A 23,830-nucleotide genomic window follows, 5' to 3' on the forward strand; every position below is an offset into this window, starting at 1 on the left:
TTGATTGGGATGACGGTAGGACGGTCGAGGATCAGCGCGCGGTAGCCAGCCGGACTACATTGTCGTCCTGGTCGTTCGCCTGTCGCACGCCCCGCGCCTCCAGAATGGGAAGCACCTCGTCGCGGAAGTAAGGGAATTCCTTGACGTAATCGACGAACGAAAGCGTCGTACCCCTGAAACCGGCATCCTGGATCGCGCAGATCCCGTCGGCGACTTCTTCAGGTGTGCCCGTCAAAGGATAGCCGCCATGCCCACAAGCAAACCTGTCACGGATAAGGGTGAGCAGTTCGTGCGGGAACGATTGGGCATGCGCGAACTGAAGCTCGATCACCCGATTGAGCGTCTCGGTGTCACGATTCTCGAAGCCGAAATACTGAACATAGTCTTCGGCCTCCTTCCTGGTCGGCCGGCAGACGACATGGGCGAATGTCATCACATCGACTTCACGTCCGCGGTCGGCCGCGAGCGCTTTGAGCTCGGCTGTTTCTTTGACCGAGCGCTTCAGGTCGATGGCAGGCGTGAACAGGAAGTCTGCGTTCTTGGTTGCGAACTCGCGGCCGATCGCCGATCCGGCAGCATTGATGACCGGCGGAAGACCGTCAAAAGGCAGCGGGTCCGCGTGGACACCCTTCAGCTTGAAGAACTCGCCGTCGAAATCGAAGCGATCCTTCGAGGTCCACAGGCGGCGGACGATCTCGAACCATTCATCGGCGTAGCGATACCGCGTCTCATGGTCTTCAGGGAGATCGAAGCCGAGAGCTTCCGTCTCCGGGGCGTTCCAACCCGCGACGATGTTGATGCCGGCGCGGCCATGCGCGATCTGGTCGATCGTCGCGATTTGCTTGGCGACGACAACCGGATTATACGCCATCGTATGGACGGTCGAGACGACACTGATCCGCTTGGTCGCCGCAAGGAGCCCGGCTGCCCATGTGAGCGTCTCCAGCACATGCCCTTGGAAATTGCTCGAGCCGGCGTTCGCGTAGGAGATCCAGCGGGCCACGGGCAGCATGAAGTCGATGCCGGCGGCGTCGAGCATCTGGCCGAGCTCGAGGTTATGATCCCAGCTCGCGTCCCAGCGCTCGGGCACGTTCGTGATCGACATTCCGCTGGAGCAGTTCGATGAGAACGTGCCGAGTTTGAAATGATTCTTCTTGCGCAGCCGATTGCCTGGGAACGTCATGGTCGATCCTCTCAATGGGATTAGCTTCTCGCGAGCCGTTCGATCCCTCTAATGACGGGGCCTGAGTTCCGCTCGTTACATCGCTGTAGGCACGATGCCGCGACGATCCGCTATCCTCGCGGCGCTCCGGGTAGCCCGTCGGCGCAGCGAACGACTTGGATGGCGAGATGGCGGGAGATTGGAGGATCGTGAGCCCCGTTCGTGGGCCGTCAGGAGATTCGCCGCGGGTTCACGGCGAGCACGTTCAGGCTTTCGAGCGGAGCGTTTCCGAAGGGAGTTCGCCATAGACCTGCCGGTAAAGGCCACCGGCTCGATGCGATGATGCCGCGCATCCGCATCACTGAACTGCTGCACGAGGTAGCGCAGGAAACCGGATTTCTCGCGGCGTTCACCAATCTGCGCACCGGCGAACCCTGTCCGAATGAAAACGCGATGCTCGCGACCATCCTGGCCGATGCCACCAATCTCGACCTTTCGCGCATGGCGCAGCGGTGCGGGCCGATCGGGTCAGGTGATGCTGCACAAGAGGTTGAGCGCGGCGGCTGCCTCCTTCTCCGGGTTTCAGAGCAACATGGCCCTCGCCGTGTGCAACCGGGATCGTCGAGGGGCGGATTCATGCTTCTGGCGGGCGAAGCCAATTCTCGATCCTGAGGCCGGGAACACGCGCGAACTCACGGACATTGTCTGTCACCAGGGTGGCATCAAGAGCCAGCGCATGGGCCGCAATGAACATGTCGTTTCCGCCGATCGGCGTGCCCTGGCGCTCGAGGGCGGCACGGAGCGCGCCATAGTGGCAATCCGCATCTTCGCCGAGCGGCAGCACGGGAAGCCGCCTGAGGATGCCCTCCAGTTGTGCTGTTAGTCGTGCAGATCCCCGACGCTCAGCACCGAACCGCAATTCACCGGCGACGATAACGCTGGTTGCGACCGCATCGTCGGGTAGTTGGGTGATGCATGCGCCGATCACGCCCCCAGGATGCCGGATAAGATCCGACAGGATGTTGGTGTCGAGGAGATACATGGGTTAGAAGTCGACGGGCTCAGGCGGCGTATCTTCGATCGGTCCAAAATCGTCCTCGATCGGCTCCAGGGTCGCCAGATAAGCGGCCAGCGAGAGTACCGGGGCGGGTTCGATGATGAGTCGATCTCCATCCTTGCGGATGATCGCATCTTCCCCCGGCAGTTCGAACTCGCGCGGGATGCGGACCGCTTGGCTGCGGCCATTCTTGAACAGTTTGACGTGGCGCTGGGCGTTCATGGCAACTCCTTGGCCTATGCTCTTAGCATAGGCCGATGGGAATGAGGAGCGGTTTTGGAAGAGACGAATGGCTCAGGGCGGTCCGCCGTAAGCGCGCATTTCATAGCGCGGAGCTTACGGCGGCAGCGCGGCCATCGTAATTGAACTGGACGGTACCCCGCAGCGCGTGGCGCTTCAGTCGTGCCTTTTGTAGTTGAATGGCAGCAGATCGTCGATATCGGCGTCCAGGGAGCGCTGAGGCATTTGCGTGAAGACATGGCGTAGCCATGCGAGAGGTTCAACGCCGCAAGCGCGGCAAGTCAGCATCAGGCTGTAGATGACGGCACTCGCGCGTGCGCCGTCCACGGTGTCGCAGAAAAGCCAGGATTTTCTTCCTGTTGCAAAGATTCTGATATCGCGTTCGAGAAGATTGTTATCGATCGGCATTCTGCCATCTTCGACATAGCGTTTCAGGTATTCCCACTGATTGAGGGTGTAGGATACCGCATCACCAAGCTTGGTGTCGGGCACAACCTTGGGCGCGATTGCATCGAGCCACGCCTTGAGTGCACCCAGGACCGGGACGCTATGTTTCTGGCGGAAGCGGCGCATGTAGTTGGCCTGCGTTTCCCCCTCTTCGGGTATTTCGTCCCGCGCCTGCCTTTCGATCCGGTAGAGCTGGTCGAATAACTTGAGCGCCTGTGCGGGCGGCCCGCCTTGTTTCTTCCTCGCCTTGAGGGCGTCGGCAAAGCGCCGTCTCGCGTGGGCCATGCAGCCCAGATGTGTGGCCCCTTTCAGGGTGCACCAGGCCGAGTAGCCGTCGCTCATCAGGATGCCGCGATAGTCGCCAAGGAAGGCCTGCGGATATTCCTGTCCGCGACCGGGTTGATAGGGACTGTCAGGAATTTCGTGTGCGGCGAGGCGGTTGACCATCAGGCCGTCATGGCCCTGATGAAGCGTTCGCCGAAGAGCACGGCAAATTGAGCCTTCGCCATGTTCCACTCGCGCGGCGGCATTTTCCACTCTTTCTCCGATCGGTTCAAGATCAGATAGAGAAGCTTGGTTGCCGCCTCATCTTTGGGGAAATGGCCCCGCGCACGAACAGCGCGTCGCAGCTTGGAGTTCAAGGCCTCGATGGCATTGGTGGTGTAGACGATCCGCCTGACTTCGTCGGGGAAGGCGAAAAATGGAATGACCTCGGGCCATGCCCGGCGCCAGCTCTGGCCGATGGCGGGATAGCGCTGTCCCCAGAAGCTCGCTTCGAAGGCCGTCAGCGCTTCCTCGGCGGTCGCGGCATCGACGGCACGGTAGATGGCCTTCAGGGCCGTCCCGAGCGCCTTGCGGTCTTTCCACGCCACGAAATCCATCGAGTTCCTCAGCAGATGGACAATGCAAGTCTGGACCATCGCTTCCGGGAAGACGGCGGTGATGGCATCGGGGAAGCCCTTCAGCCCGTCGACTACCGCCAGCATGATGTCCTCGACGCCGCGGTTGCGCAGTTCGTTCATGACGCGCAGCCAGAACTTGGCACCTTCATTTTGCTCCAGCCATAACCCCAGGACGACCTTGGTGCCGTCGGCCATGACGCCCAACCACATCGCAAACAACGGCATCTTTTGGACCTGGACCTGATCAAAAACGTACAAAGTCGAGCTTAGACCACTCCATATACGTCGATCGCTCCGTCGATATGCCCGCTTTCAGCATGTGTGGCGATCGCGCCCAATGTCCGCAAGTGGTCACGTGCCGCTGGGCGGCTTGCTGCCGCAGTTGCCCTTGCCTCAACGGCTGGGCACGGTCAGCATACGCACCATGCGGATTGAACCAGCCGAATACGAACGCCTGAGGTCTTGGCTCATGCAAATGGCCCCCAAGGTCTTTTCCCCTGATTTGTTGAATGCCGAAACCGATCCGATAGCTGTGCTTGACCGAATCGCATCGAAATCCCTCGCTAAAGCAAGAAGCGGCTTGAGCATGGCCATTGGGGATATTGTCGATTTCACCAGTAGTTGGCCGGAGAGCCAAGTCTTGAAGTGCAACGACGAACTTTCCCATGACGGCTTGCCAACCCTAACCGAGATGCAAGCGCGATTTTCCAAGGTTGTTCAGCGGGCGGTCCGTCGAGGGCGGATAAAAGATGATGAGGAATTCTATGCCTTGCGGAATGCAGTCGCGCAGCCTGGTGCGGATGCAGCGATTTTGTGGCCGATGCTTGATGCCTACGAAGTTCAAGATGTGAGCAGGGGTCCGCATTCAAGAACAGATGCCTAGCACATCTATGGCGTAGATTGGTCGTTAGATACCCAGACCGCATCGACAAATTCTGCACAAGAATGGTCGAGACGGGTAATTGACCGAAGCGAAGCGTTGTCATTCCGCCTCAAAGCCTTTGTGGTAGGTAACCTCTCCCTCGCAGGGATCACCGCAAAGCAGTAGAGACTGAAAATATTCCGGTGGCACGTCGCCATAGCGAAGGGCATGGTTGCTGCTAAAGCCGAAACGGCTATAATAATTCGGCTCGCCGAGTACAACGCACCCTGACGCGCCACGGTCTTGCAGCAACTTCAATCCTTCCCGGATCAACGCGCTCCCTGTGCCTCTGCGCTGAACTTGCGGGGAAACCGACACCGGCCCCATGCCATACCAGCCACCCCCATCACCAGCGATCAGAACAGGTGAAAAAGCGACATGACCAATAAGCATATCATCCTGTTCTGCGATGAGAGAAATAATCAATGCACCAGCGTCTCTCAATGCATCGACAATCGCTCCTTCGGTCTCATTACTGTGATCGATGCCTTTGAAGGCAGCTTTGATGAGTGATCGAATTTTGGGCACATCTTCGGACGTTTCGGGGCGGATGATCATCGTATCATTCTGGCGAGATCGTCAGCATACCGCAATAATTAATTCAATCGCCGGGTGGTTTCAGGAACCGGGCGTCAGCGGCGGAATAACCGAAACTGGTCGCTTGCCGCAGGGCTGCTTACCGCCTTTGCAAAGCTACCTCCGTTCGACCCTGCCCAGCTGCCATTTCCGCCACGCTGGCTTCCGTCCGCGGATGACGCGAGAGGCCTCTTCCTCGTGATCCTGTGGCGCCCCTAGGTAACCCGCAACAGTCTGGCCAGTTGCCCTGACGTCGTCTCGGAAGAGGAAGCCGGACACTTCGTGTAGCCACACCCGCCGGCCCATTCGATAGTACCAGCGGATAGCATGACGGATCTTGGGATCAGAATGCCAAGCCCAACGGATCAGTGCGCGCGGGCGCAACTGCACCACCGCTTCAATCAGCTTCACCCACAGGAAGAGCCGCCATGGCGGCATTCTCGTCATGCCCAGAACCTGATGTTTATAGTCCCACTTAGTCAGGTCGGATTGCACGACGGGCCGATCCTTCGCAATCCGGAAGAAGGGCGTCCATCGGTGTGGCGTGACATAGAGCGCCTGGATCTGGTCGGCGTCGTAGGAAATGAGCTGCCTGAGGCCGCGAAGCATGTCTACATCCGTCTGGTCGTCGAACCCCGCAACCCACGTGACCATGGAAAGGATGCGGCGGCGGCGGAGCAGTCGGATCGCTTCGCGGTCACTGGCTGTCGCCCCGCCCTTTCTGATAAGCCTCAATGTGGCCTCGTCCGTATTCTCCATGCCCATCAGAAACCGCTCAAAGCCGGCCTTTTTGTAGAGGTGGAGGATGTCGGCGTCGCGGACAATATCGTCAGCCCGCGTTGACCCGACCAGAGTCACCGATATGTCTTCGGCGATCAGCGCTTCCAGAAAGGCCTTCCATGGCTTCCTTCCAGCGCTGGGATTCTCGTCCGCGAAATTGAACACCTCCACGCCATGGTCACGATGGAGCCGCGCCATCTCGCGGGCGAGCAGAACAGGATCGCGGTGGCGCCAGCGCGTCCAGAAGCCTCGCTGGCCACAATAGTTGCATAGATGAGGGCATCCTCGGGAAAACTGGATCACGACCGCGCGCTTGCCGCCCCAATAGCTGTAACGCGCGTGGTCGATAAGTTCCCAACCCACGCGATAGGCGTCCAGATCGGTGATGACGGGTGCTGCCTCGGTGGCGAGTAGCTCTCCAGCTTGCCGATAGGCGATGCCTGGCACCTCCCCCAATGGTCCGCCTTGCGCGATCGCCCGCATGAGACGGCGCGCCGTCTCTTCGCCTTCTCCCCGCACGATCGCCTGCACGTACGGTTCCTGAACGAGAATTTCGCGCCAAAAATAGGTTGGGTGAACACCGCCGTAGACGATGGCTGCATGGGGCAGTGCCTGAGAAACGGCGGCAGAGACCTGAGAAATGATCGGGTGCCCAGATGATGAGCCCGAATGGCCGAACAACACGGCGTCCGGGGAACGTCGAACGATTTCAGCAACGAGGTCGCCCAGCGGCATAGGTCCGAATTCTGCATCGATCAGTTCCACGCGGTGGCCATCATCGATCAGGGGGCCGCCGACGCAGAGCAAACCAAAGGGAGGTAATTGCTCCCTTGGAATGCGGCTCCCGATCGCCGGATGGGGGATATTCACCAGAAGAATATACAAATCAGCTATCCTCGGCCTGTATCGACCTCCGTCTGCCATGGTGCGGGTCAAGGGATGATGAACATCTGAAGGAGAAACAATGGAAAAATTGGAGGCCAGGCTGGTGCAATATCAGGTTCTGGCGGACCATCGCCTGCATTTTGGCAAGCTCTACTTCCTGGTGATCGCGACCAACCTCGTGACACTGACGGGCGCCACGGTGGCAATCGTGATCGCTCGGCCGGCATGGTGGATCGCCATGCGATTGATAGCGGGCATCGTTTTGGTGGGCACCGCCTTTGTTGCGCACCGTCTCCATCATCAAGAAGGGAGCTACGCTGCCGCGCTGCGGTCAATCGAAGAAGAGGAAGAATCCATGCTCACGCTTTCCAGCTCAGGCGGGTTCGGCGCTCGGCAGATTATGGTCGTTGCCCTCATCACAGTCGGTGTGCTGATATCCTGTGAGGCCGGTCGCCATCTGATTTGATTGGCCGGCTGGATCGCAGACCTACACGATCGTCCCAACGTGCATACCGTCCGCTATCTTGGCGTCGACGTAGAAGACGCCCTCACTCTGGTCGGAGGCGTCGAAATTTGATCGGAGGTTCTCGGCTCGCTCCGTTCAGGTGAGCCGAGACCCTTCAGTTTCAGGTCACTCCCACCCGTGCCGGAGCGGCCGACTTTGGCGCATTCGTTCTGGCCGCTATTCCCCCTGCCGGAAAGCACAACATGTCAGGCAATCAGCGCTGAGTCAGGGGGCTTCGAGGCTGGGGCGATTTTCTCAGGGAACGATGGATGCGACGCGGTGAGGGAATATCGCAGGAGACAAAGGTGGGCATTTGTGTTACAAGGTGCACATCTAGCAAAAGGAGCGCCACATGGGTGCCAGCACGACAATGACAATCCGGGTGACGCCTGATCTCAAAGAGAAGCTCGGCCGCCTCGCGCACAACACGCGCCGCACTAAGTCCTACCTCGCGGCCGAAGCCGTCGAAGCCTATGTAAACCGCGAGCTTCAAATCATAGAAGGTATCCAGCGCGGGCTTACCGACATAGAAGCGGGCAGGGTCACGCCGCATGAAGAGGTGATAGCAAGGGCCGATCAAATCATTGTTGAGGCAAGGCAGAAGCGAGCCGCGCGGCAGTGAGGCGTGTTGTCTGGTCAGATGAAGCGCGAGACGATTATTTCAGAATCCTTCGCCATATCGCCGATGACGATCCAGATGCCGCTGAACGGGTTGTTCGTGCGATTGAGAAAACCGGGAATGCCTTGGGCGAGTTTGCGACTGGCTACCCTGGCCGCATCGGCGGCACCTATGAGAAATCCGTTAGCCGGCTTCCCTTCATCATCGCCTATGCGCTGCGCGACAACGACACCGTTCTGACGATCCTCCATATCATCCACACCTCGCGCAACTGGATTCCCGACGAATGGCCGGAATGACAGAGTTCGATCCAATATGCTGGAATTGGCCTGATTGTCGGGCATGAGCGGTCGAGATGGCGATCTGTTTTCAGGTCAATGCTTGCCGTTTTAGGCTTAGTGACCTGATGGCAAGGCTCTGGTAATAACCGGCGATCATGCTTGCCATAGTCCGCACATTCTTGCTTTGCATCATCGTTCCTTGGTTGATCGCGCTCGTCTTTATAGTCAATCACCAAGGCATAATCGGCTTACCCTTCGCCATGGCAGCAGGCGTGATTGGAATAATTATCACGCGACTGCCGAACCTTACCAAGGGCATTCTCACTATAATTTACCTGTGTTTGGCGTTCTTTGTCTTGGTCAATTATTCGGTGCGGATAGGTTGTGATTATAATCCTTGCGAGCGCAACGAAATGGGGCAGCCGTTGGATTGACCGAGGTGCCGTTACGTCCACATTCGGCGCCCCTGCCTTCCCCCTACTGTCGTCCGAATCTGGTCGGCTGCCGCCGAGCGGCTTTGTGTTGGGCCGGTCCGCAGAAAATAGTTCCATTTTGGTATGGATCGGGTGGCTTGGAGACTGGCCGCTTTGGGGCGGCGGGGCCGATGAAACGGACATTCAGTAAGGGTGATACCAATAGACACCCTTACCCACAGGCGCAAAGCGGCCCTTTGGCTCCGGCAGTTCTTTGTCATTAGATGGGATGAAATAGCCCGAACCGCCATCAAAATCCGGCTTCATCAATATATCGACACCATCAGAAGAGATGGTGACGTTTTCTGGTTCTAGGCTCGCAATCGCTTGCGGCCATTGGCTTTTTGGCAAGACAACTGGAGATGTTGTTGCTCTAGTCAGCGTCCGCGCTTCGGAATGAACCGCCTGAAGTACAGATTGGTCGCGGGTTGGGCCAGAGCAACCTGTCGCCAGCAGTAGCATCATCAACGCAAGCTTGCCGACCTTCTGCATGGCGCTCCCCTCCTCAATCGGACAAGATTGCCGACATGCCAGTCCGTCCGCAACCAAAACGCGGCATTTCTAATGCTTACGTCCAAAAATGGGACCTTCCCGAATGTCGGCTTCAGAGAGGCCGATCCAAGAAAGCCGCCATTCACAGCCCATAGGAGGTCTACAGACGGAGGGCGGCAAGCGCCCATCCGCCATAGGCGGCGCTTTCTGTCCTACCCAAAACCGGTCATAAGTAAGCAGCCATTCTCCTGCTACCGCCAGGCCCGCACTCCAATATGGAGATTGTATAAAGCACTATCCGCCGAGACCGAAGTAATCTATTGCATGTCAGAAAAAGATATACTATTTTCTGACGCATGAAGACGATCGCCGCGTCTGTTCCCGATCGGGTCATGAAGCGTGTCCGCATGAGCGGGCGCGGTAGCGTATTCACGCCCAGCGACTTTCTCGCCGTTGGCGCGCGTTCGTCCGTCGATCAGGCTCTTTCCCGACTCGTCAAAGGTGGCCAGCTTCGCCGCCTTGCGCGCGGGCTATATGACTTCCCCAAGCTGCATCCGAAGCTCGGGGCTCTCTCTCCCGCTCCCGACGATGTCGCCCGGGCGCTCGCGCGCGAGACCGGTTCACAGGTACAGATTGCCGGTGCACGGGCGGCTAACGCGCTCGGCCTTTCAGCGCAGGTTCCCGCCCAAAGCACATATCTGACCGATGGGCCGTCGCGGCGCGTTGTGCTGGGCAAGCGCGTCGTGGATCTTCGCCATGCATCGCCCAAGCATCTGATCGCACCCGGCAGCCCGGCTGGTACGGTCGTTCAGGCGCTTCGGCATGTCGGCCCCGTGCGCGCGGCGGATGTCGCACAGATCGCCGCACAGCAGCTGTCGGCCAACGACAAGAAAACGCTTGCCTCGACCGCCTTTCAGGCACCCGCCTGGATGCGGCCGACCCTTGTGTCGATCGCCAATGCAGCGGTGGCCGATATCGATGGATAAGGTCGCCCTTCTGCCGGCCGAAGATCGCGCTGCCCTTTTTGGGGAAACCGGTGCCGGTCAGGGTGTCGCCAACACGATCATCGAAAAAGACTTCTGGGTTTGCTGGAGTCTGAGACGTCTGTTTGGTCTGCCCAAAGGGACGACGGCGTCGCTCGTCTTCAAGGGAGGGACGTCCCTCTCCAAAGCGTTCGGCGCCATCCGACGTTTTTCCGAGGACATCGACCTGTCTTTCGACCGCGCAGAACTGGGCTATACCGGTGATCGCGACCCCGAGAAGGAAAGGATCAGCAAGAAGCAGGTGGCCCGGCTGATTGACGATCTGGTCGGTGACGTCGAGCGTCACATCGCCGACAAGCTTCTTCCCGCACTCCGCGCCGCGATCGTGGAGCAGCTCGGCGAGCCGACCGACGGTGAGTGGAAGCTGGAGATCGATTCCTCAGACGCCCAGACGGTGAACTTTCATTACCCGACGGCGCTGCCCGTCTCCGAATATGAGGGAATGGCCTACATTACGCCGCGCGTGAAGCTCGAACTCGGTGCGCGTGGCGATCCCTGGCCGACCGAAGAGAAAGTCATTCGCCCTTATGCTGCGGAGGACTATCCCGATTTCTTCGAGCATCCCGACACCAGCGTCACGGTATTGTCGGCCCGGCGCACCTTCTGGGAAAAGGCAACCGCACTTCATGCGGAAGTACACCGTCCGGCAACTTCTCCCACGCCGCAATATTTCTCGCGGCACTATTATGATCTCGCCATGCTCATCGAAACGGCAGAGGGACAGGCGGCCGCGACCGATTTCGATTTGTTAGCACAGGTGGCCGCGCACAAGACAATCTTTTTCCGCTCCGGCTGGGCGAGCTACGACACCGCACAATCAGGCACGCTGCGGCTAATGCCTGATGAGGAGCGGCTTAGGGACTTACGCGCCGACTACAGGGCCATGGCGCCGATGATGTTCGATAAGACACCGCCGTCATTCGATGAAATACTTGCTAAGATTGCGGTGCTTGAGGAGAAGATAAACGGCTAGGGAACCTCTGCACAGGTAGCAAATTGAGCCATGGGCGGCATCGGTCGCGAACTTTGCCGCCATGTGCTCATTTTGGTGCATGAATTTGGCCAACAGCGTAGATTTTCGTCCTATGTTGGCCGGAGGGTGGCTGCCTCCCGGGCCATTTCGCGCTCTTGAGGCGCAGTTATCCTGAGGGTTGGGCCAATTGGTCGCGCATGATGTAGATATTGGCCAAGGTGAGTTGGCAGAAAATTTGCTGGCTGTTCTTATATAGTCCCCGATAGCGGGTTCTGGTGTAGCCGAACTGGCGCTTGACGACTCGGAAAACGTGCTCAACCTTGGAACGGAATGAAGACGTCAGCCGATTGATCCGGCGCTGTTCATCGGTCAGGCGTTGGCCCTTCCTGCGCTTGAAGGGTGTGGCCCAGACAACATCGCCTTCGGCTCGATCAGCTTCGAGCGAACGCTCATTGCTGGCGTAGGCGCTGTCGCCGAAGGCTATTTCCTCCTCGCCGTGAAGCAGGGCATCGATCACCACGCTGTCATGCACATTGGCCGACGTCATTTCGGCCGAGTGTACGCACCCCGAAGCCGCGTCCGCGCCGATATGCGCCTTCATGCCGAAATACCATTGATTGCCCTTCTTGGTCTGCTTCATCTCGGGATCGTGCGACTTCGCCGCGTTCTTGGTCGATGGCGGCGCGGCGATCAAAGTCGCATCTACGATCGTGCCCTGGCGCAAAAGCAAACCGCGCTCGGTCAATACCGCCGTCATCTCGTCAAACAGCGCTTTGCTCAATTCATGCTTCTCCAGCAAATGCCGGAACTTCAAGATCGTCGTCTCGTCGGGAACGCCCTCAAAGTCGAGGCTGATGCCGGCAAATTGGCGCAACAGTGGCGTCTCCCACAGCGCCTCTTCCATCGCTGGATCCGACAGACCAAACCATTGCTGCATGAAATGGATCTTCAGCATCGACCCCAGCGGATAAGGACGACGACCCCGGCCTGCCACTGGATAGTGCGGGCTGATCAACTGCTCGAACCGAGCCCACGGAAGCACCACCGTCATCTGACCCAGAAAAACCTCGCGCCGCGTCTGCTTGCGGGGCCGCGACAGCCCAATCCCTGAAAAACGGCCCTGCAGCATGCGTCCCCCCACACAAGCAGGAAATCAAAACAGCAGTGATCCGGCAAAGCCGACTTGTTCAGGGCTTCCCTAGATAAAGGCGAATGGCAGGTCCAGCCGATCCATATCGACGATCTGGTCGAGGCCGTGGTCAGGCTCCTGCGCCATGCCGGACCGATAGCACTAAAACTCGACGCCGTCGGTCCCGCGCCGATGACGACCGACGAATTGACCGCGACCCTGCGCCACTGGCTGGGTTTGGGCGTGGCGCCACGCATTCGAATTCCTTGGTGGCTGCTCGCATGGGTGGCAAGATTGGGAATAGGTCCCGCCACGCGCGAGAGCCTGACCATGTTGGCCGCAGGGAATTGCGCGCCGGTTACCCCCTTCGTCAGCGCGCTTGGTTTTCGCCCCATGGCGATGGATCAGGCGCTTGCCCGGCACCCCGCCGCCTCGGCCGATCTGGCGGAGGCCCGTGACGGCGCCATCGCCCCGATCCTGCCAGTCCTCCTCGCGCTGGTCTGGCTGGCGGGCGGGATTGTCTCGCTGACTTTCGCACCGCCTGATCTGATCGCAACATGGCTGACGCGTGTCGGCCTGTCCGGTTTCACGGCGACCGCTGCACTATGGGCGGGGTCGCTGGCCGATATCGCCATCGCCCTTGCCCTGCTGGCTCGGATGCGCTGGGCAGCGCTGGCCGGTGTGGCCTTGATGCTCGTCTATACCGCGATCCTGACCGCCGCCGCTCCTGAACTATGGGCCGACCCTTTTGGTCCACTCGTCAAGAATACCGCCGTGCTCGGCCTGTCGCTAGCCGTCCACGCGAAGGAGATACGCCATGCATGACTATGTCCTGTTGAAGACGATCCATATCCTCAGCTCCACACTGCTGTTCGGAACCGGGCTAGGCACCGCCTTCCATGGCTGGATGGCCAACCGCGCCGGATCGCTGGACGCGCGCCGCGTCATAAACCGCAATGTGGTGCTGGCCGACTGGTTGTTCACGACGCCCGCCGTCATCATCCAGCCTGTTACCGGCATTTGGCTGGCCCAGATAGCAGGCTTTCCCCTGACCAGCGGATGGCTGGTTGTGGCCATGCTGCTGTATCTGCTGGTAGGGGCCTGCTGGCTGCCGGTCGTCGGCATCCAGATCGCCATGCGCCGGATTGCCGATGCAACGCCAGATGGCACCCCGCTGCCGCCGCGCTATTTCCGCCCGTCAACCTTTGTCCACGAGGCCTAGCCATGGCTGTGTAAATGCATACGCCATTCCGTAGCTCCCTTTGCTTGGCAATTCTCCTGACGATGCCGCGGCCACGGGGCCTGAGCGGCCGTTCTGGCGGCAGGCCGGGTGGCGCCGGAACCGGAAGTACCGACCAGATTGAGACGCCCGCCCCTGGGGCGCGAATGTCACAATCTGATAAGAGCAGTCATTCGGGTTCACGACAGGCATGATATCGAATTTGGACGACGTTACCGTTTGCTTGCTGAGACCTGCCGACATCCATCGATGACAATGATCTCCGACGTCTGCTCGCTCCGCGCCTCTGGTCGCAACCGCCCTTTAAAGAATTTCTAGCTGCGTCTCGTAGCCATGCACAACACTGCCGGTAGACAGCCTCAGCTCGACCAGCGCCCGGGCCAGATAACCGGTCGAGAATTTGAAACCGACCGGGCCATCGCATGAGTGGGTCTCGCGCGAGATATCGACATTGTTGACCGCGGTGCCCTACATGCATTCCCGAGCCGACAGGAAGGGAGTCGCCTTCAAGTTTAGCGCGCGAATCTTTGCCTGAACCAGGGTGCGTAGAGCGATCTGCTGCGACAGCGCGGATCGCAAATCATAGCCGTCCATCAGGATGATGCATTTGTCGCGGCTCTGCAGGAGCATTGGCACGACATGCTCCGACCACCCGTTGATCGAAAGGAAGACCCCCATGGACTGGCGGCCGGATCGGCCGACCTGACCGACCAACCCGTCGAGATCGCGCGTATCGGCAGGCTGCTTTCGCCAGCGACATTCGACGAGATAGTGCCACCCATCCATTTCGAAGGCGCCATCGATCTGTTCAGCACCTGCGTTTCGCTGAAAGGCGCGATGGACCGGAAACTCGTGGAGGTCGAACAGGCGGTTGAGGAGATCCTGGAGAAGATAGCCGCGTCCGTGGGCGTCATCGCCCGCCATCGCATGATCAAACTGGCCTAGGAGGAGCGCGCTTTGCTGGCCAAGCGTCACCTTCTGCGCGCGCTCGGCAGCCGCAGATGCAGCGCGATCGCGCGCCTGTCTGGCCGCCTCTTCCTTTTCGCGCTGGCCAGCTAGCTCAGGTTGGACCTCTCGCGCTTTCTGAACCGTCGCGCGGGCCTGATATTCGTCGGCAGCGAGATGGTAGGCATCCCAATTGGCGGCAATGCTGATGAGCGCGTCGATGACCTCTGCCTCGCGACCGTCGGTGGCAAGTGCGTCGAGCACCATCGCGCCCGCCACGCGTTTCGACAGCTTAGTGCCGGTTGCCGGATCGCGGTCACTCAGAAAGCGACCGATCAGTGGTTCAGGGACATTCGAACGCCGCAAGAGCTGGTCTGCGGCGGTGCGTTTGATATTCACGAGCGTGGCGATGATTTCGATCGCAAGGCGGCGTTGGTCAATGAGGGATACCGTCATTCGACCTCTCCGAAGGCATCTGCGTAGAGTTGCTCGATCAGGCTAGACTCCTCGTCGGTCAGAGCACTGAACTCTCGGGTCCGCGCCCGCTGGGAGAAGCGGCCGGCATTTTGCTCAAGAAACTTTTGCAGCAGCTCGATACGGGCCGCAGGCATATCGACGATCTCCTGCACAGCATCGCTGAACTGGTCGAATGCTTCTAGGAAGCGGACCTCGCGCGGAAGGTCTTCCACGATGGTCTGTTCCACGCACGCATAAAGAAACTCGGCATGCGCGGTAGCATCGAAATAGCGGTAGAAGTCGATCGTCTCATTGAGCACCTCGACATTGCCTTCCTTGGTTCGCTGCCATTCGATCTCAGGAAGGAGGGGACGCGAATAAGTCTCGAGAACGGAGCGATAGCCGTCGAACTGACGCAGGATCGCGGCGCTGATCGGAAACACGAGTCCGGCCGGATTGTAGTGAGCCGAGGCCAGTGCGTGGTGGATCAGCCAGCGGTGGATGCGGCCGTTCCCGTCTACGAAAGGGTGGATGTAGACGAAGCCAAAGGCCATGGCGGCCGCGGCAACGACGGCATCTAGGCCGCCATCCAAGATCCGTTCGGCATAAGCGACAAGACCCGTCAGCAGGCTTTCGATATCTTCATGGTGGGCGCTGATGTGATCGGGCAGCGGTTCCCTGGTCTCGCGGTCATGGACGCCGACGAAGCCGCCCTCGGTTCGCAGACCGAGTCGGACAAAGCGGGTGTCCTCGCCGATGACGACGCGCTGAAGGCGTTCGAACTCGGCGATCGTGAGCGGGTTCGTCCCTGCCTGCGCGATTGCCTGCCCCCAGCGGGCCGCGCGTGTTCCGGAGGGGCTTTCGCCCTCGATGGCGAAGGATGATTTGGAATCATTGAGAAGGAGAAAGGCGGCAGCCCGGGCGATGACGTCGCCACGGACCCTGCCAATCTCGGCGCGGGCGAGTTGGTCGAGCTGCTTAGCTGCGACGGTTTCGAGGGCATTGGTACGCCGGACCATCGGACAGAAGGCAGGCGTGCCAGGGAGGTTGTCGATGACCTTGTGGCGCGATGACACCCGGCCTTTCGCCAACGCGAACTGCAACTTGTCGTCGATGATCGGAATGGCCTTGACCTTGCCGGGGTCGGGAAGATCGAGCGCCTCGCCGGTGATCCATTCGTAGAGGAACCAGATACGACGGGCGAACGCGCCTGTTGGCGTGGCGAGAATGAAATCACTTATGGTCTGCGCGCCGATGGTGGCAAAGAGGCGTGCAAGGACGCTAAGGTCGACACCCTCCCATTTGAGGGCAAAAACCAACTGACCCGCGAGAGTCGCTTCGGGTAAATGTCTCGGCGTCAGGAGCGTCCAGTCGTCGGTTGAGGCGGGATGATGGCGCTCGGCGATGGCAGCAAGATGCGGTGGCAGGGGCAGCGACAGATCATATCTCGCTATGAGCGCAGCATAGCCCTGCGGGATCGCGGGCTCAGGCAAGCGCCGTCCGCGAAAATCCATCACTGCTTGCGAAGGCCACTCACCCATAAACTATCCCGTGAAAACCGCTCACTGCGGTCTAGATCAGCTGCGAATATGGATCACTGGCTATGAATTTCAATCACAATTGACAACTATGTGTGAATATCGATCTCCAAACATATGCTCCTTCGATCCCCTGCCAAAGCGAACCGTTTCAGTCTGGGCGATCAAGGAGGCGTCGGCTGCACAATGGCCTCTGTTCGCGGGGGCAGACCGTGGTTGAGCATCAATTGACAAACTTTGCCAATCTTTGCTATTTTCCTGGCCTTGGAGGTTGCCATGGCTACGATGAACATCTCACTGCCCGATCCGATGAAGCAATGGGTGGAAGCGCAAGCTGACACTGGTCGATATAGCAATGCCAGCGACTATGTGCGCGATCTCATCCGCCGTGACCAGGAACGCGCCGATAAGGTTGCCGCCATGCAGCGCCTTGTCGATGAAGCCCGAGCTAGCGGTCTGAGTGATGAGACGATGGCGGACATCCGGGCGCGGGCGATCAGCCAGGCTGGCTTACAAGCCTGACCGTGCCACGCTTCCGCTTAACACGCGCCGCAGCCGACGATCTGACCGCCATTTTTCTGGAAGGCATAGGGCAGTTTGGCCTGCCGCAGGCTGACGCCTATCATGAAGGGCTGAGCGCGATTTTCGCGTTTCTCGCGGACTATTCCCATGCCGCGCGCTTGCGAGAGGAGATCTCGCCGCCTGTCCTCGTGCATCCCTACAAGGCCCATCTGGTGATTTATGATGTGGGAGATGAGAACGAGGTCATTATTCTACGCGTCCGGCATGGTCGGGAAGATTGGATATCCTCGACTTACGATGGCTAGCCATGGCTGTGTAAATGCATACGCCATTCCGTAGCTCCCTTTGCTTGGCAATTCTCCTGACGACGCCGCGGCCACGGGGCCTGAGCGGCCGTTCTGGCGGCAGGCCGGGTGGCGCCGGAACCGGAAGTACCGACCAACTCCAGCCGTTTCAAGACTCGGGCCAGAACGGCTGATATTGCCGCAACCCGCCGTTCCTGAACCGGAATTTCACGAATGCCCCCGACACTTGGTGGAGGACGCGATCAGGCGTTATTGCTCGAAGCGAGGGCTCCTCCAGCGCCCGCTGACAGATTGCCATGAACAAGGCAACGAAATTAGCCGCCCGTAGAGCTGCGATATTCGGCACGCGCTACCCATTCGTCGAACGCTTTGTCCGAGAGCGCGGATTCGCTGTCGGAAGCCAACGGCGGGGTAAACGTAACGCGACCCTCCTGCCAGCGGACTTGGCCCAGGCGCGCACCGCGAAAGGTCAAGTCGGCGCCGTCGGCGGCATACTCAAATCGATATCCAAAAAGCGGTAGCGGGTTTGCGTGGCGCCCCAGCGCCAGAAGCCGATTCCGCTCATAGAGTTTGAGAAAGGCCATAAATTGGTCGAACGAGTCGGGGTCATGGGCCAACCTGACACCGGGTCCAGAACCGTTTCCCGCGAAGAATTCCACTCCCGCAGCTTCAAGCCGAGTCATCAATGCTTCCTTCGTCGCGTTTCTAGGTGATCCGACGCCGCCCTCAAACTGGCGCACCGTAACGACGCCGACTCCCGCGACGTCAGCAAGCACCTGTTGGGACCAATCAAGTAGCGCCCGGGCAGCGCGGCATTGAGCAGGGATCATGAGTTCGGCCTAGATCATTCCATCTAAAATGACCAGAACTATCGAAAAACGATGCTTCAATAATTTGGTAGCGGCAGCCGAGCTTGAATCAGCTGGCGGCTAATGCTTTCGGCAGCGCCTCCAACAGCCGCTCGCGCCAGTCGGTCTCTTGGTCCGGCATCAGCGCCTCGACCGGATCCATGTCAAACGTCGGCCCGTCAGGTCCGTCGCGAAAATTTGATGCCCGGATTGCGGTCCAGAACAGCGCGAGCGGCCTATCCGCCGTGCAGAACTGAACGGGCTGGTCCGGGTACGCGGCAAACAGCTTGATCAGGATCTCAAGCGATCGGATGTCGGCCAACGCGTTGTAGGCATCCCCCGCGTCGTAACCGGGTTTGAACTTGAGAAGTCCTTTGGCAGGGCTGCGCGCCTTCGGTACCGCCGCGATGCTCAGTGCGGCGAGGACTACCATTGAATTTCGGTCGACCCCGGTGTGATCGGCTGCGATCAGAATCTCGCGCCGCACGGCATCACGGTTCTTTCGGCTTATCGGCGAGGCAAGCAGCGGCGCCATTCTCAGCAAGAACGCCTGCTTGCGCGCCATCGGGTCGCGCGTCTGGTCGATGATCTGCACGATCCCGGCACTGGTCTGGTCGCTATGGATTAAGATCGCCTTCGGCAACGCGCGGCGGAGCTTTGCGACCGTTTGGGATAGGTCTCGATCAATTTCGGCTGACGTCGGGGATCGCTTCAATTCTCCTTCGAGGACCGAAAGGATGGGGTTGATCGTGATCGGCTGACCCTCGAACAGGTCAAGAAAATCCGGCTGGCGCGTCCGACGCGCCGCGCCGCTTTCAAACCGGCCTATGACCTCAGTGACGATGTTGCGATCCAGAAGCACGACTGCCTTGTTGAACGTTGCGGCGATGAGGCTCGGCAGCCACCCGCCGGGCACCAGCCCGATCGCGCAGGAAGTGAAAGGCGTCTGGAGACTCGCCCGTGTCCGGGCGAAGTGCCCGGGTTCGACGCCTTCTATGTCGGTACTTTGGACCTGGGCATGAATGTCGATCGGGATAGTCAATGGCTGGTCAAGGCGCGCCGAAGCCAGTGTACCGTAGTCCAGGGGCTGAAAGCGTGCGCCTTTGAACAAGATATTGTTGCCGGCGGCGCCATCGGTGGCGTCGAGTCCACGATATTCTAGGGCCCATTCAACGCCCGCTTCATTGCCTTCGCTCACCACCATCGCCTCCGCCCTTCAGCTCTTGCGTCGAGCCCGCATGCTGCACCGCTGGATTGCGACCTCATAGCGCCGCGGTGGAACGGCTGATATGACTGTTTGAGGGCGACACAGGTCAAAATGCAGGGCGTTCTGACCGGATGGCTGGACGGTGCCTAAACAGGCAGCACCGGACCAGACCCGGTCGCTCAGATTGGCTGCGTTGAACGTCATATCCCGCCGGAAGTGGTCGATTGCCGAGGAGAAAGCACAATGGCAGCAATGCGCCTAAACAGACGCTTCTACGAAGAGCAGGATCTGCCATTTGCCGACATTCCGCTCACCGTTGTGAGCCATGCTGAATGAAAAGAGCCCGTCGACGCAAATGTCGACGGGCTTAGGAAAAGGCTTACTTAAAGGAAGCCTTCGGGTCGCAGGCGCCGCATATGTCTATTTTTACGGCACGAATTGCACAGACCCGACATTTTGGGAAAAATGTTACGTGATAGAAATGATATCACGAACCTGCGACTCAAAAGCAGTGGCGCAACCCAAGCGAGATGAAGCTGCCCGGCGCCAGGCGACCATAGTCTGCCCTTCTTTGCTCACTCGGTCTTCCTCAGTTGCGGACATAGAGATCATCTGCAAGTTTGCGTGCATGAACACACCAGATGTCCCGCAACCGCTTCGATTTCGCGACGTTTCCAACGCTGACGTGTTTTTGGCGGCGATGATGGGCATTGCGATGGCGGAAGCCGCCGTCTACCTGAAACTTATAGCTGACGGTCCAGCCGTCATCGCGGCGCTGCTTTTTGCCGGATTATTCATCTCAATCCGGATGGCGTGGCCGCTTCGGACTAATGCGTGGTTCTGGCCTTGGGTATCGTTGGCAGTCGTATTCGATCTCATCGCGCTTCTTATCATGCGCCCCCGGTTTGGATGGATGCCCGCTCTGGCACTTAGAGCGGTGAGCGATTAGTTGGACGCATATCCGGCGGCCTTGAAATATTCCCAACATTCTTCGGCAGAATAGAGGTCGCAGATATGTCCGAGAGCCTTCCATAGCTCATCGATGGTCCGCGCCCCGATCCGTCGCAGGTGCGATTTCAATTTAGCGAAGGCCATTTCTATTGGGTTCAAATCGGGTGAATAAGCGGGGAGGAAAAGGATCCACGCACCTCGCTCTTTAAGGCAGGCTTTGACCTTTTCGCTTTTGTGGCTCGACAGATTGTCGGCGATCACAACATCGCCGGGGCTGAGCGTTGGCGCCAACTGGGTTTCGATATAGGTTTCGAACAGGCGCCGGTTCATCGGTTGGTCGATCACCCACGGGGCAACCAAGCAATCGCAGCGCAGCCCCGCGATGAAGGTTTGCGTTTTCCAATGACCGAACGGAGCGCGGGCCTTGAGACGCTCTCCTTTTGGCGCCCGGCCACGAAGCTTGGTCATCTTCGTGGTGGTCGCCGTCTCATCCAGAAAGACGAGGTGATGAGGCTTTGCGCGCATCTGCGGCTGCCGGTCGAGGCGCCATCGCAGTCGCGCATGAGCGACATCATCGCGTCCGCACTCGCTGGCCAGCAGCGTTTTTTTTACCCGATAGCCAGCCTGGATCAGCACCCGCGAGAGGGATGCCGGATGGGCAACTACGCCCGTCTCCGCTGCAAGCTTGTTGGACAGCTCCGACATGCCGATGTCTGGTTCCCTATCCACCCAGCCCGTCAACCGGGCCATATACGGCGCCAACTTACCAGCGCCGCGTGGCCGCCCTATTCGTGAAGAAGCAGCCGAACCTGTTCGTTCCACTCGCTGCAACAACTTCACTGCGCAACTCGCGCTCACACCGAAATGGCGGGCCGCCGCCCGGCGCGAGTGTCCCGCCCTTACGTGCGCCGATATCCGTTCCCGCAAATCAGCCGAATATGCTCTGCCCATGGTTCACCTCCACAGGCACATGAATCACAAATCCGCGCAAAAAGGAATCGTCCGCGATTCCTACTTTGTGCTCACTGCTCTAATCGATACCCCATAACCTTCGGTTGCGGGAAGCTTCACTCATTGGATTGGCGGGATGACCATAGTGGCTTGAATTTGCGGGGTCCGTTGGATCCATCCGTCGAAACGAAGCCGTGTCACGGCCAAAATCATCATGCTGACTCCATTGGAGGCTCTCTCCGTTCCCCGCCTTGAATTGATAGCCGAACCATGTCCTGAAAAAGCCGAAACCCAAAACCGGCACGATCACAAATGGATGAAGCAGCGCGCCGGCCGGCACGACAATGGCGCTTGGAAGGAGATAGCCGGGCACCGCAAGGATTACGGGCCAGAATATCGCCGCTGATCCCCACCAAAGTTTGGCGTACCAGGGACGCCAAAACCAATCCCTCGCCTGGGGTGGCAGGTTTCCTGGATGACCATTTTCCGCGTTCGAATGGGGCGCATTCTGCTCTGCCATGAGTTCCTCGCTTCGCCACCACGATAGCATGTCAAGTCATTCAGATCACACACAATCGTTCCCAAATTGGCCTCGAACCACTCCCCCTCCCTTCGGCAACATTCCGACACCCGGTCAGGGAGCAACCAGCTTACCAAGAGAGGGCTTCTCGCCATTGCCCAGGCAGCAGCAAGATTGGCTTGATCCGATGACCCCTGTCATTGCCGCGCGGGTCGTGCGCCTCTATGAGAGAGGCGACTTGCATATTGCATTCGAGACGAGGGGATCATGCCGACAGACCGCTTCCCGCTTTTACAGGGGGATAATGACCGGATCGCCTTGATCGATGGTGAGCGCCGCGTCACCTATGCCTCGCTCAATGGCCATGCCGACCGCCTTGCTGCCGGATTGCTCGGTGGCAAGGAAGATCTGGAGGAAGAGCGCATCGCCTTCTTCCTGCCTGCCAGTACGGACTATGTGGCTGTGATGCACGGCGTCTGGCGCGCGGGCGGGATCGCCGTTCCCTTGAATATCGGCGCGACCATTGCCGAACTGGATCATTATCTTCGCTGCGCGCGGGTAACCCGGCTGATCGCCCAAGCCGAGCATCACGCCATGCTAGGCGAACTGTGCGTGTCACTGGGCATCTGTCTGTTGCAGCCGGACGAGCTCATGACCGGTGAAACATGCGTCCTGCCAGATATTGCCGACGGCCGGCGCGCGATGATGGTCTTCACCAGCGGCACCACCAGCAAGCCCAAGGGCGTGGTGACGACCCATGGCAATATCCGGGCGCAGATCACCGTGCTGCTGGACGCATGGGGCTGGTCGGACAGCGATCATATCCCCCTGTTCCTGCCGCTGCATCATGTCCATGGCATCATCAACGTGCTGAGTTGCGCCCTTTGGACGGGCGCGACGGTGCATCTCTTCCCCCGGTTCGATGCACCGGCCATCGCCGATCATGTAGCAGTGGGCGACTATTCGGTCTTCATGGCGGTGCCTACCATCTATGTGAAGCTGCTCGACCATCTCGACAGCCTGGAAGAAGGTGAGGCGAAAAGGGTCTGCGACGGCTTTGCCGCCATGCGCCTCAACGTGTCCGGCTCAGCAGCCTGCCCGGTTCCATTGTTTGAGCAGTGGCGGGCGCGCACCGGCCAGGTGCTGCTCGAACGATACGGCATGACCGAGATTGGCATGGCCCTGTCCAACCCCTATCATGGCGAGCGGCGGGCGGGCCATGTTGGCCAGCCCTTGCCGGGGGTCGAAGTGCGCCTCTATGGTGAGGATGAGCACCCCATCATCGAAGAGGGGCAACCGGGCGAGATCCGCGTCAAGGGACCCAATGTCTTCCTCGAATATTGGGACAATGAACGGTCCACGCGTGACAGCTTCCGCGACGGCTGGTTCTGCACCGGCGACATGGCGGTAATCGAACAGGGCTATTACCGGATCATGGGACGGACCTCGATCGATATCATCAAGTCGGGCGGCTACAAATTGTCGGCGCTTGAAATTGAGGCGGTGTTGCTCGCTTACCCCGCGGTCGCAGAGGCGGCCGTCATCGGGGCCGAGGATGCGACCTGGGGCGAAGTAGTGGCAGCCTTCATCGTACCGCGATCGGATCACAAAGCGGATGCCCAGGAGATCATCACCTGGTCCGCGGGGCAATTGTCCGCGTACAAGATTCCGCGGCTCATCCGTTTCGTCGACAGCCTGCCCCGCAACGCCATGGGCAAGGTGACCAAGCCGGACCTGAAAGCGCTACTCAGCACCGCTATAGCGCGAGCTTCCTTGGATAGGCCGACTTCTTGATGGCGGCGATTGTGGGACCTGCCTGCCCGCTTCCTATTCGCAATGATGACCAAGCGGACGTTTGACA

At 59.4% G+C, this 23,830-nt stretch carries 26 protein-coding genes and 2 pseudogenes; 13 read left to right on the forward strand and 15 right to left on the reverse strand.

The window, feature by feature from the left end:
* Nucleotides 1–31: 31 nt before the first annotated feature.
* Nucleotides 32–1,183, reverse strand: a complete 1,152-nt coding sequence (locus HUK73_RS18870; RefSeq protein WP_176593424.1) for an LLM class flavin-dependent oxidoreductase — start codon at nucleotides 1,181–1,183, stop codon at nucleotides 32–34.
* 306 nt (nucleotides 1,184–1,489) lie between these two features.
* Between HUK73_RS18870 and HUK73_RS18875 the strand changes: the two are divergent.
* Nucleotides 1,490–1,672, forward strand: a pseudogene (locus tag HUK73_RS18875) (Tn3 family transposase); the annotation flags it as partial.
* A gap of 124 nt (nucleotides 1,673–1,796) precedes the next feature.
* On the opposite strand, the gene HUK73_RS18880 reads toward HUK73_RS18875, so the two are convergent.
* The 4 genes and pseudogenes from HUK73_RS18880 to HUK73_RS18895 all read right to left on the reverse strand — a co-directional run bounded on the left by HUK73_RS18880 (nucleotide 1,797) and on the right by HUK73_RS18895 (nucleotide 4,033).
* A complete protein-coding gene (locus HUK73_RS18880; RefSeq protein ID WP_176593425.1) occupies nucleotides 1,797–2,204 on the reverse strand; it encodes a type II toxin-antitoxin system VapC family toxin in 408 nt (135 codons plus the stop codon).
* A 3-nt stretch (nucleotides 2,205–2,207) separates the two neighbouring features.
* Nucleotides 2,208–2,441 carry an antitoxin gene (locus HUK73_RS18885; RefSeq protein WP_176593426.1) on the reverse strand — a complete coding sequence of 78 codons (234 nt, stop codon included), beginning with the start codon at nucleotides 2,439–2,441 and terminating at the stop codon, nucleotides 2,208–2,210.
* A 174-nt stretch (nucleotides 2,442–2,615) separates the two neighbouring features.
* Nucleotides 2,616–3,311 (reverse strand): annotated as a pseudogene (locus tag HUK73_RS18890) (IS66 family transposase); the annotation flags it as partial.
* A 41-nt stretch (nucleotides 3,312–3,352) separates the two neighbouring features.
* Nucleotides 3,353–4,033, reverse strand: a complete 681-nt coding sequence (locus HUK73_RS18895) for an IS256 family transposase (protein WP_255326432.1) — start codon at nucleotides 4,031–4,033, stop codon at nucleotides 3,353–3,355.
* Nucleotides 4,034–4,145: 112 nt separating this feature from the next.
* Between HUK73_RS18895 and HUK73_RS18900 the strand changes: the two genes are divergently transcribed.
* Complete coding sequence (locus HUK73_RS18900) at nucleotides 4,146–4,691, forward strand: hypothetical protein (protein WP_176593427.1); 546 nt, start codon at nucleotides 4,146–4,148, stop codon at nucleotides 4,689–4,691.
* Nucleotides 4,692–4,790: 99 nt separating this feature from the next.
* Here HUK73_RS18900 and HUK73_RS18905 read toward each other — a convergent pair whose 3' ends face one another.
* Nucleotides 4,791–5,288: a GNAT family N-acetyltransferase gene (locus HUK73_RS18905; protein ID WP_176593428.1), complete on the reverse strand. Its 498-nt coding sequence runs from the start codon at nucleotides 5,286–5,288 to the stop codon at nucleotides 4,791–4,793.
* Nucleotides 5,289–5,423: 135 nt separating this feature from the next.
* Nucleotides 5,424–6,971, reverse strand: coding sequence for a magnesium-protoporphyrin IX monomethyl ester anaerobic oxidative cyclase (gene bchE, locus HUK73_RS18910; RefSeq protein ID WP_176593429.1), 1,548 nt, complete (start codon nucleotides 6,969–6,971; stop codon nucleotides 5,424–5,426).
* A gap of 79 nt (nucleotides 6,972–7,050) precedes the next feature.
* On the opposite strand from bchE, the gene HUK73_RS18915 reads away from it, so the two are divergent.
* The 3 genes from HUK73_RS18915 (at nucleotide 7,051) to HUK73_RS18925 (ending at nucleotide 8,394) form a co-directional block, all read left to right on the forward strand.
* The gene (locus tag HUK73_RS18915; RefSeq protein WP_176593430.1) at nucleotides 7,051–7,437 is read left to right on the forward strand and encodes a hypothetical protein; all 387 of its coding nucleotides are present in this window, start codon (nucleotides 7,051–7,053) and stop codon (nucleotides 7,435–7,437) included.
* Between the two features lie 391 nt (nucleotides 7,438–7,828).
* Entirely contained in the window at nucleotides 7,829–8,098 is a 270-nt protein-coding gene (locus HUK73_RS18920) for a CopG family ribbon-helix-helix protein (RefSeq protein ID WP_176593431.1), read from the forward strand.
* On the forward strand, nucleotides 8,095–8,394 hold the full coding sequence (locus HUK73_RS18925; RefSeq protein ID WP_176593432.1) for a type II toxin-antitoxin system RelE/ParE family toxin: 300 nt from the start codon (nucleotides 8,095–8,097) through the stop codon (nucleotides 8,392–8,394). The genes HUK73_RS18920 and HUK73_RS18925 overlap by 4 nt, the downstream gene beginning before the upstream one ends.
* Nucleotides 8,395–8,993: 599 nt before the next feature.
* On the opposite strand, the gene HUK73_RS18930 is transcribed toward HUK73_RS18925, so the two are convergent.
* The gene (locus tag HUK73_RS18930) at nucleotides 8,994–9,341 is read right to left on the reverse strand and encodes a hypothetical protein (protein WP_176593433.1); all 348 of its coding nucleotides are present in this window, start codon (nucleotides 9,339–9,341) and stop codon (nucleotides 8,994–8,996) included.
* 356 nt (nucleotides 9,342–9,697) lie between these two features.
* Here HUK73_RS18930 and HUK73_RS18935 point away from each other — a divergent pair, with 356 nt between their 5' ends.
* Nucleotides 9,698–10,327: a DUF6088 family protein gene (locus tag HUK73_RS18935; protein WP_218036655.1), complete on the forward strand. Its 630-nt coding sequence runs from the start codon at nucleotides 9,698–9,700 to the stop codon at nucleotides 10,325–10,327.
* Nucleotides 10,320–11,357 (forward strand): nucleotidyl transferase AbiEii/AbiGii toxin family protein, encoded by a 1,038-nt coding sequence (locus HUK73_RS18940; protein ID WP_176593434.1) that lies wholly within the window; start codon nucleotides 10,320–10,322, stop codon nucleotides 11,355–11,357. The genes HUK73_RS18935 and HUK73_RS18940 overlap by 8 nt, the downstream gene beginning before the upstream one ends.
* A gap of 166 nt (nucleotides 11,358–11,523) precedes the next feature.
* Here the strand turns inward: HUK73_RS18940 and HUK73_RS18945 are convergent, their stop codons facing one another.
* Nucleotides 11,524–12,486, reverse strand: coding sequence for an IS5 family transposase (locus tag HUK73_RS18945; RefSeq protein WP_176593435.1), 963 nt, complete (start codon nucleotides 12,484–12,486; stop codon nucleotides 11,524–11,526).
* 54 nt (nucleotides 12,487–12,540) lie between these two features.
* Here HUK73_RS18945 and HUK73_RS18950 point away from each other — a divergent pair, with 54 nt between their 5' ends.
* Together HUK73_RS18950 and HUK73_RS18955 are read left to right on the forward strand one after the other, a co-directional pair.
* Nucleotides 12,541–13,311, forward strand: coding sequence for an SDR family oxidoreductase (locus HUK73_RS18950; RefSeq protein WP_176593436.1), 771 nt, complete (start codon nucleotides 12,541–12,543; stop codon nucleotides 13,309–13,311).
* A complete protein-coding gene (locus HUK73_RS18955; RefSeq protein WP_176593437.1) occupies nucleotides 13,304–13,708 on the forward strand; it encodes a DUF2269 domain-containing protein in 405 nt (134 codons plus the stop codon). The genes HUK73_RS18950 and HUK73_RS18955 overlap by 8 nt, the downstream gene beginning before the upstream one ends.
* A gap of 486 nt (nucleotides 13,709–14,194) precedes the next feature.
* On the opposite strand, the gene HUK73_RS18960 is transcribed toward HUK73_RS18955, so the two are convergent.
* Complete coding sequence (locus HUK73_RS18960; RefSeq protein ID WP_176593438.1) at nucleotides 14,195–15,127, reverse strand: hypothetical protein; 933 nt, start codon at nucleotides 15,125–15,127, stop codon at nucleotides 14,195–14,197.
* Entirely contained in the window at nucleotides 15,124–16,668 is a 1,545-nt protein-coding gene (locus HUK73_RS18965; RefSeq protein WP_176593439.1) for a Fic family protein, read from the reverse strand. The genes HUK73_RS18960 and HUK73_RS18965 overlap by 4 nt, the downstream gene beginning before the upstream one ends.
* A gap of 273 nt (nucleotides 16,669–16,941) precedes the next feature.
* Here HUK73_RS18965 and HUK73_RS18970 point away from each other — a divergent pair, with 273 nt between their 5' ends.
* Complete coding sequence (locus HUK73_RS18970) at nucleotides 16,942–17,187, forward strand: type II toxin-antitoxin system ParD family antitoxin (RefSeq protein WP_176593440.1); 246 nt, start codon at nucleotides 16,942–16,944, stop codon at nucleotides 17,185–17,187.
* Nucleotides 17,188–17,189: 2 nt separating this feature from the next.
* A complete protein-coding gene (locus HUK73_RS18975) occupies nucleotides 17,190–17,492 on the forward strand; it encodes a type II toxin-antitoxin system RelE/ParE family toxin (RefSeq protein WP_176593441.1) in 303 nt (100 codons plus the stop codon).
* A gap of 314 nt (nucleotides 17,493–17,806) precedes the next feature.
* Here HUK73_RS18975 and HUK73_RS26560 read toward each other — a convergent pair whose 3' ends face one another.
* Nucleotides 17,807–18,175 carry a hypothetical protein gene (locus tag HUK73_RS26560; protein WP_218036656.1) on the reverse strand — a complete coding sequence of 123 codons (369 nt, stop codon included), beginning with the start codon at nucleotides 18,173–18,175 and terminating at the stop codon, nucleotides 17,807–17,809.
* Between the two features lie 235 nt (nucleotides 18,176–18,410).
* The gene (locus tag HUK73_RS18985; RefSeq protein WP_176593442.1) at nucleotides 18,411–19,538 is read right to left on the reverse strand and encodes a hypothetical protein; all 1,128 of its coding nucleotides are present in this window, start codon (nucleotides 19,536–19,538) and stop codon (nucleotides 18,411–18,413) included.
* A gap of 334 nt (nucleotides 19,539–19,872) precedes the next feature.
* On the opposite strand from HUK73_RS18985, the gene HUK73_RS18990 reads away from it, so the two are divergent.
* Entirely contained in the window at nucleotides 19,873–20,496 is a 624-nt protein-coding gene (locus HUK73_RS18990; protein ID WP_176593443.1) for a hypothetical protein, read from the forward strand.
* On the opposite strand, the gene HUK73_RS18995 is transcribed toward HUK73_RS18990, so the two are convergent.
* Nucleotides 20,493–21,449 carry an IS630 family transposase gene (locus HUK73_RS18995; protein WP_176591283.1) on the reverse strand — a complete coding sequence of 319 codons (957 nt, stop codon included), beginning with the start codon at nucleotides 21,447–21,449 and terminating at the stop codon, nucleotides 20,493–20,495. The genes HUK73_RS18990 and HUK73_RS18995 overlap by 4 nt on opposite strands.
* A 79-nt stretch (nucleotides 21,450–21,528) precedes the next feature.
* Complete coding sequence (locus HUK73_RS19000; RefSeq protein WP_176593444.1) at nucleotides 21,529–21,969, reverse strand: hypothetical protein; 441 nt, start codon at nucleotides 21,967–21,969, stop codon at nucleotides 21,529–21,531.
* Nucleotides 21,970–22,236: 267 nt separating this feature from the next.
* Here HUK73_RS19000 and HUK73_RS19005 point away from each other — a divergent pair, with 267 nt between their 5' ends.
* Entirely contained in the window at nucleotides 22,237–23,763 is a 1,527-nt protein-coding gene (locus tag HUK73_RS19005) for an acyl-CoA synthetase (protein WP_176593445.1), read from the forward strand.
* The last annotated feature ends 67 nt before the right edge of the window (nucleotides 23,764–23,830 follow it).

The organism is Sphingobium sp. EM0848 (genome assembly GCF_013375555.1).
Classification (GTDB): Bacteria; Pseudomonadota; Alphaproteobacteria; order Sphingomonadales; family Sphingomonadaceae; genus Sphingobium.

Coding starts and splice junctions, on each gene's coding strand:
- HUK73_RS18905 (WP_176593428.1), bottom strand. CDS start 5,288: ATGATCATCCGCCCCGAAACGTCCGAAGATGTGCCCAAAATTCGATCA.
- HUK73_RS18900 (WP_176593427.1), top strand. CDS start 4,146: ATGTCCGCAAGTGGTCACGTGCCGCTGGGCGGCTTGCTGCCGCAGTTG.
- HUK73_RS18955 (WP_176593437.1), top strand. CDS start 13,304: ATGCATGACTATGTCCTGTTGAAGACGATCCATATCCTCAGCTCCACA.
- HUK73_RS19000 (WP_176593444.1), bottom strand. CDS start 21,969: ATGGCAGAGCAGAATGCGCCCCATTCGAACGCGGAAAATGGTCATCCA.
- HUK73_RS18940 (WP_176593434.1), top strand. CDS start 10,320: ATGGATAAGGTCGCCCTTCTGCCGGCCGAAGATCGCGCTGCCCTTTTT.
- HUK73_RS18920 (WP_176593431.1), top strand. CDS start 7,829: ATGGGTGCCAGCACGACAATGACAATCCGGGTGACGCCTGATCTCAAA.
- HUK73_RS19005 (WP_176593445.1), top strand. CDS start 22,237: ATGCCGACAGACCGCTTCCCGCTTTTACAGGGGGATAATGACCGGATC.
- HUK73_RS18935 (WP_218036655.1), top strand. CDS start 9,698: ATGAAGACGATCGCCGCGTCTGTTCCCGATCGGGTCATGAAGCGTGTC.
- HUK73_RS18885 (WP_176593426.1), bottom strand. CDS start 2,441: ATGAACGCCCAGCGCCACGTCAAACTGTTCAAGAATGGCCGCAGCCAA.
- HUK73_RS18995 (WP_176591283.1), bottom strand. CDS start 21,449: ATGGGCAGAGCATATTCGGCTGATTTGCGGGAACGGATATCGGCGCAC.
- HUK73_RS18915 (WP_176593430.1), top strand. CDS start 7,051: ATGGAAAAATTGGAGGCCAGGCTGGTGCAATATCAGGTTCTGGCGGAC.
- HUK73_RS18970 (WP_176593440.1), top strand. CDS start 16,942: ATGGCTACGATGAACATCTCACTGCCCGATCCGATGAAGCAATGGGTG.
- HUK73_RS18870 (WP_176593424.1), bottom strand. CDS start 1,183: ATGACGTTCCCAGGCAATCGGCTGCGCAAGAAGAATCATTTCAAACTC.
- HUK73_RS26560 (WP_218036656.1), bottom strand. CDS start 18,175: ATGACTCGGCTTGAAGCTGCGGGAGTGGAATTCTTCGCGGGAAACGGT.
- HUK73_RS18965 (WP_176593439.1), bottom strand. CDS start 16,668: ATGGGTGAGTGGCCTTCGCAAGCAGTGATGGATTTTCGCGGACGGCGC.
- HUK73_RS18960 (WP_176593438.1), bottom strand. CDS start 15,127: ATGACGGTATCCCTCATTGACCAACGCCGCCTTGCGATCGAAATCATC.
- HUK73_RS18930 (WP_176593433.1), bottom strand. CDS start 9,341: ATGCAGAAGGTCGGCAAGCTTGCGTTGATGATGCTACTGCTGGCGACA.
- HUK73_RS18880 (WP_176593425.1), bottom strand. CDS start 2,204: ATGTATCTCCTCGACACCAACATCCTGTCGGATCTTATCCGGCATCCT.
- HUK73_RS18990 (WP_176593443.1), top strand. CDS start 19,873: ATGCTGAATGAAAAGAGCCCGTCGACGCAAATGTCGACGGGCTTAGGA.
- HUK73_RS18945 (WP_176593435.1), bottom strand. CDS start 12,486: ATGCTGCAGGGCCGTTTTTCAGGGATTGGGCTGTCGCGGCCCCGCAAG.
- HUK73_RS18895 (WP_255326432.1), bottom strand. CDS start 4,033: ATGCCGTTGTTTGCGATGTGGTTGGGCGTCATGGCCGACGGCACCAAG.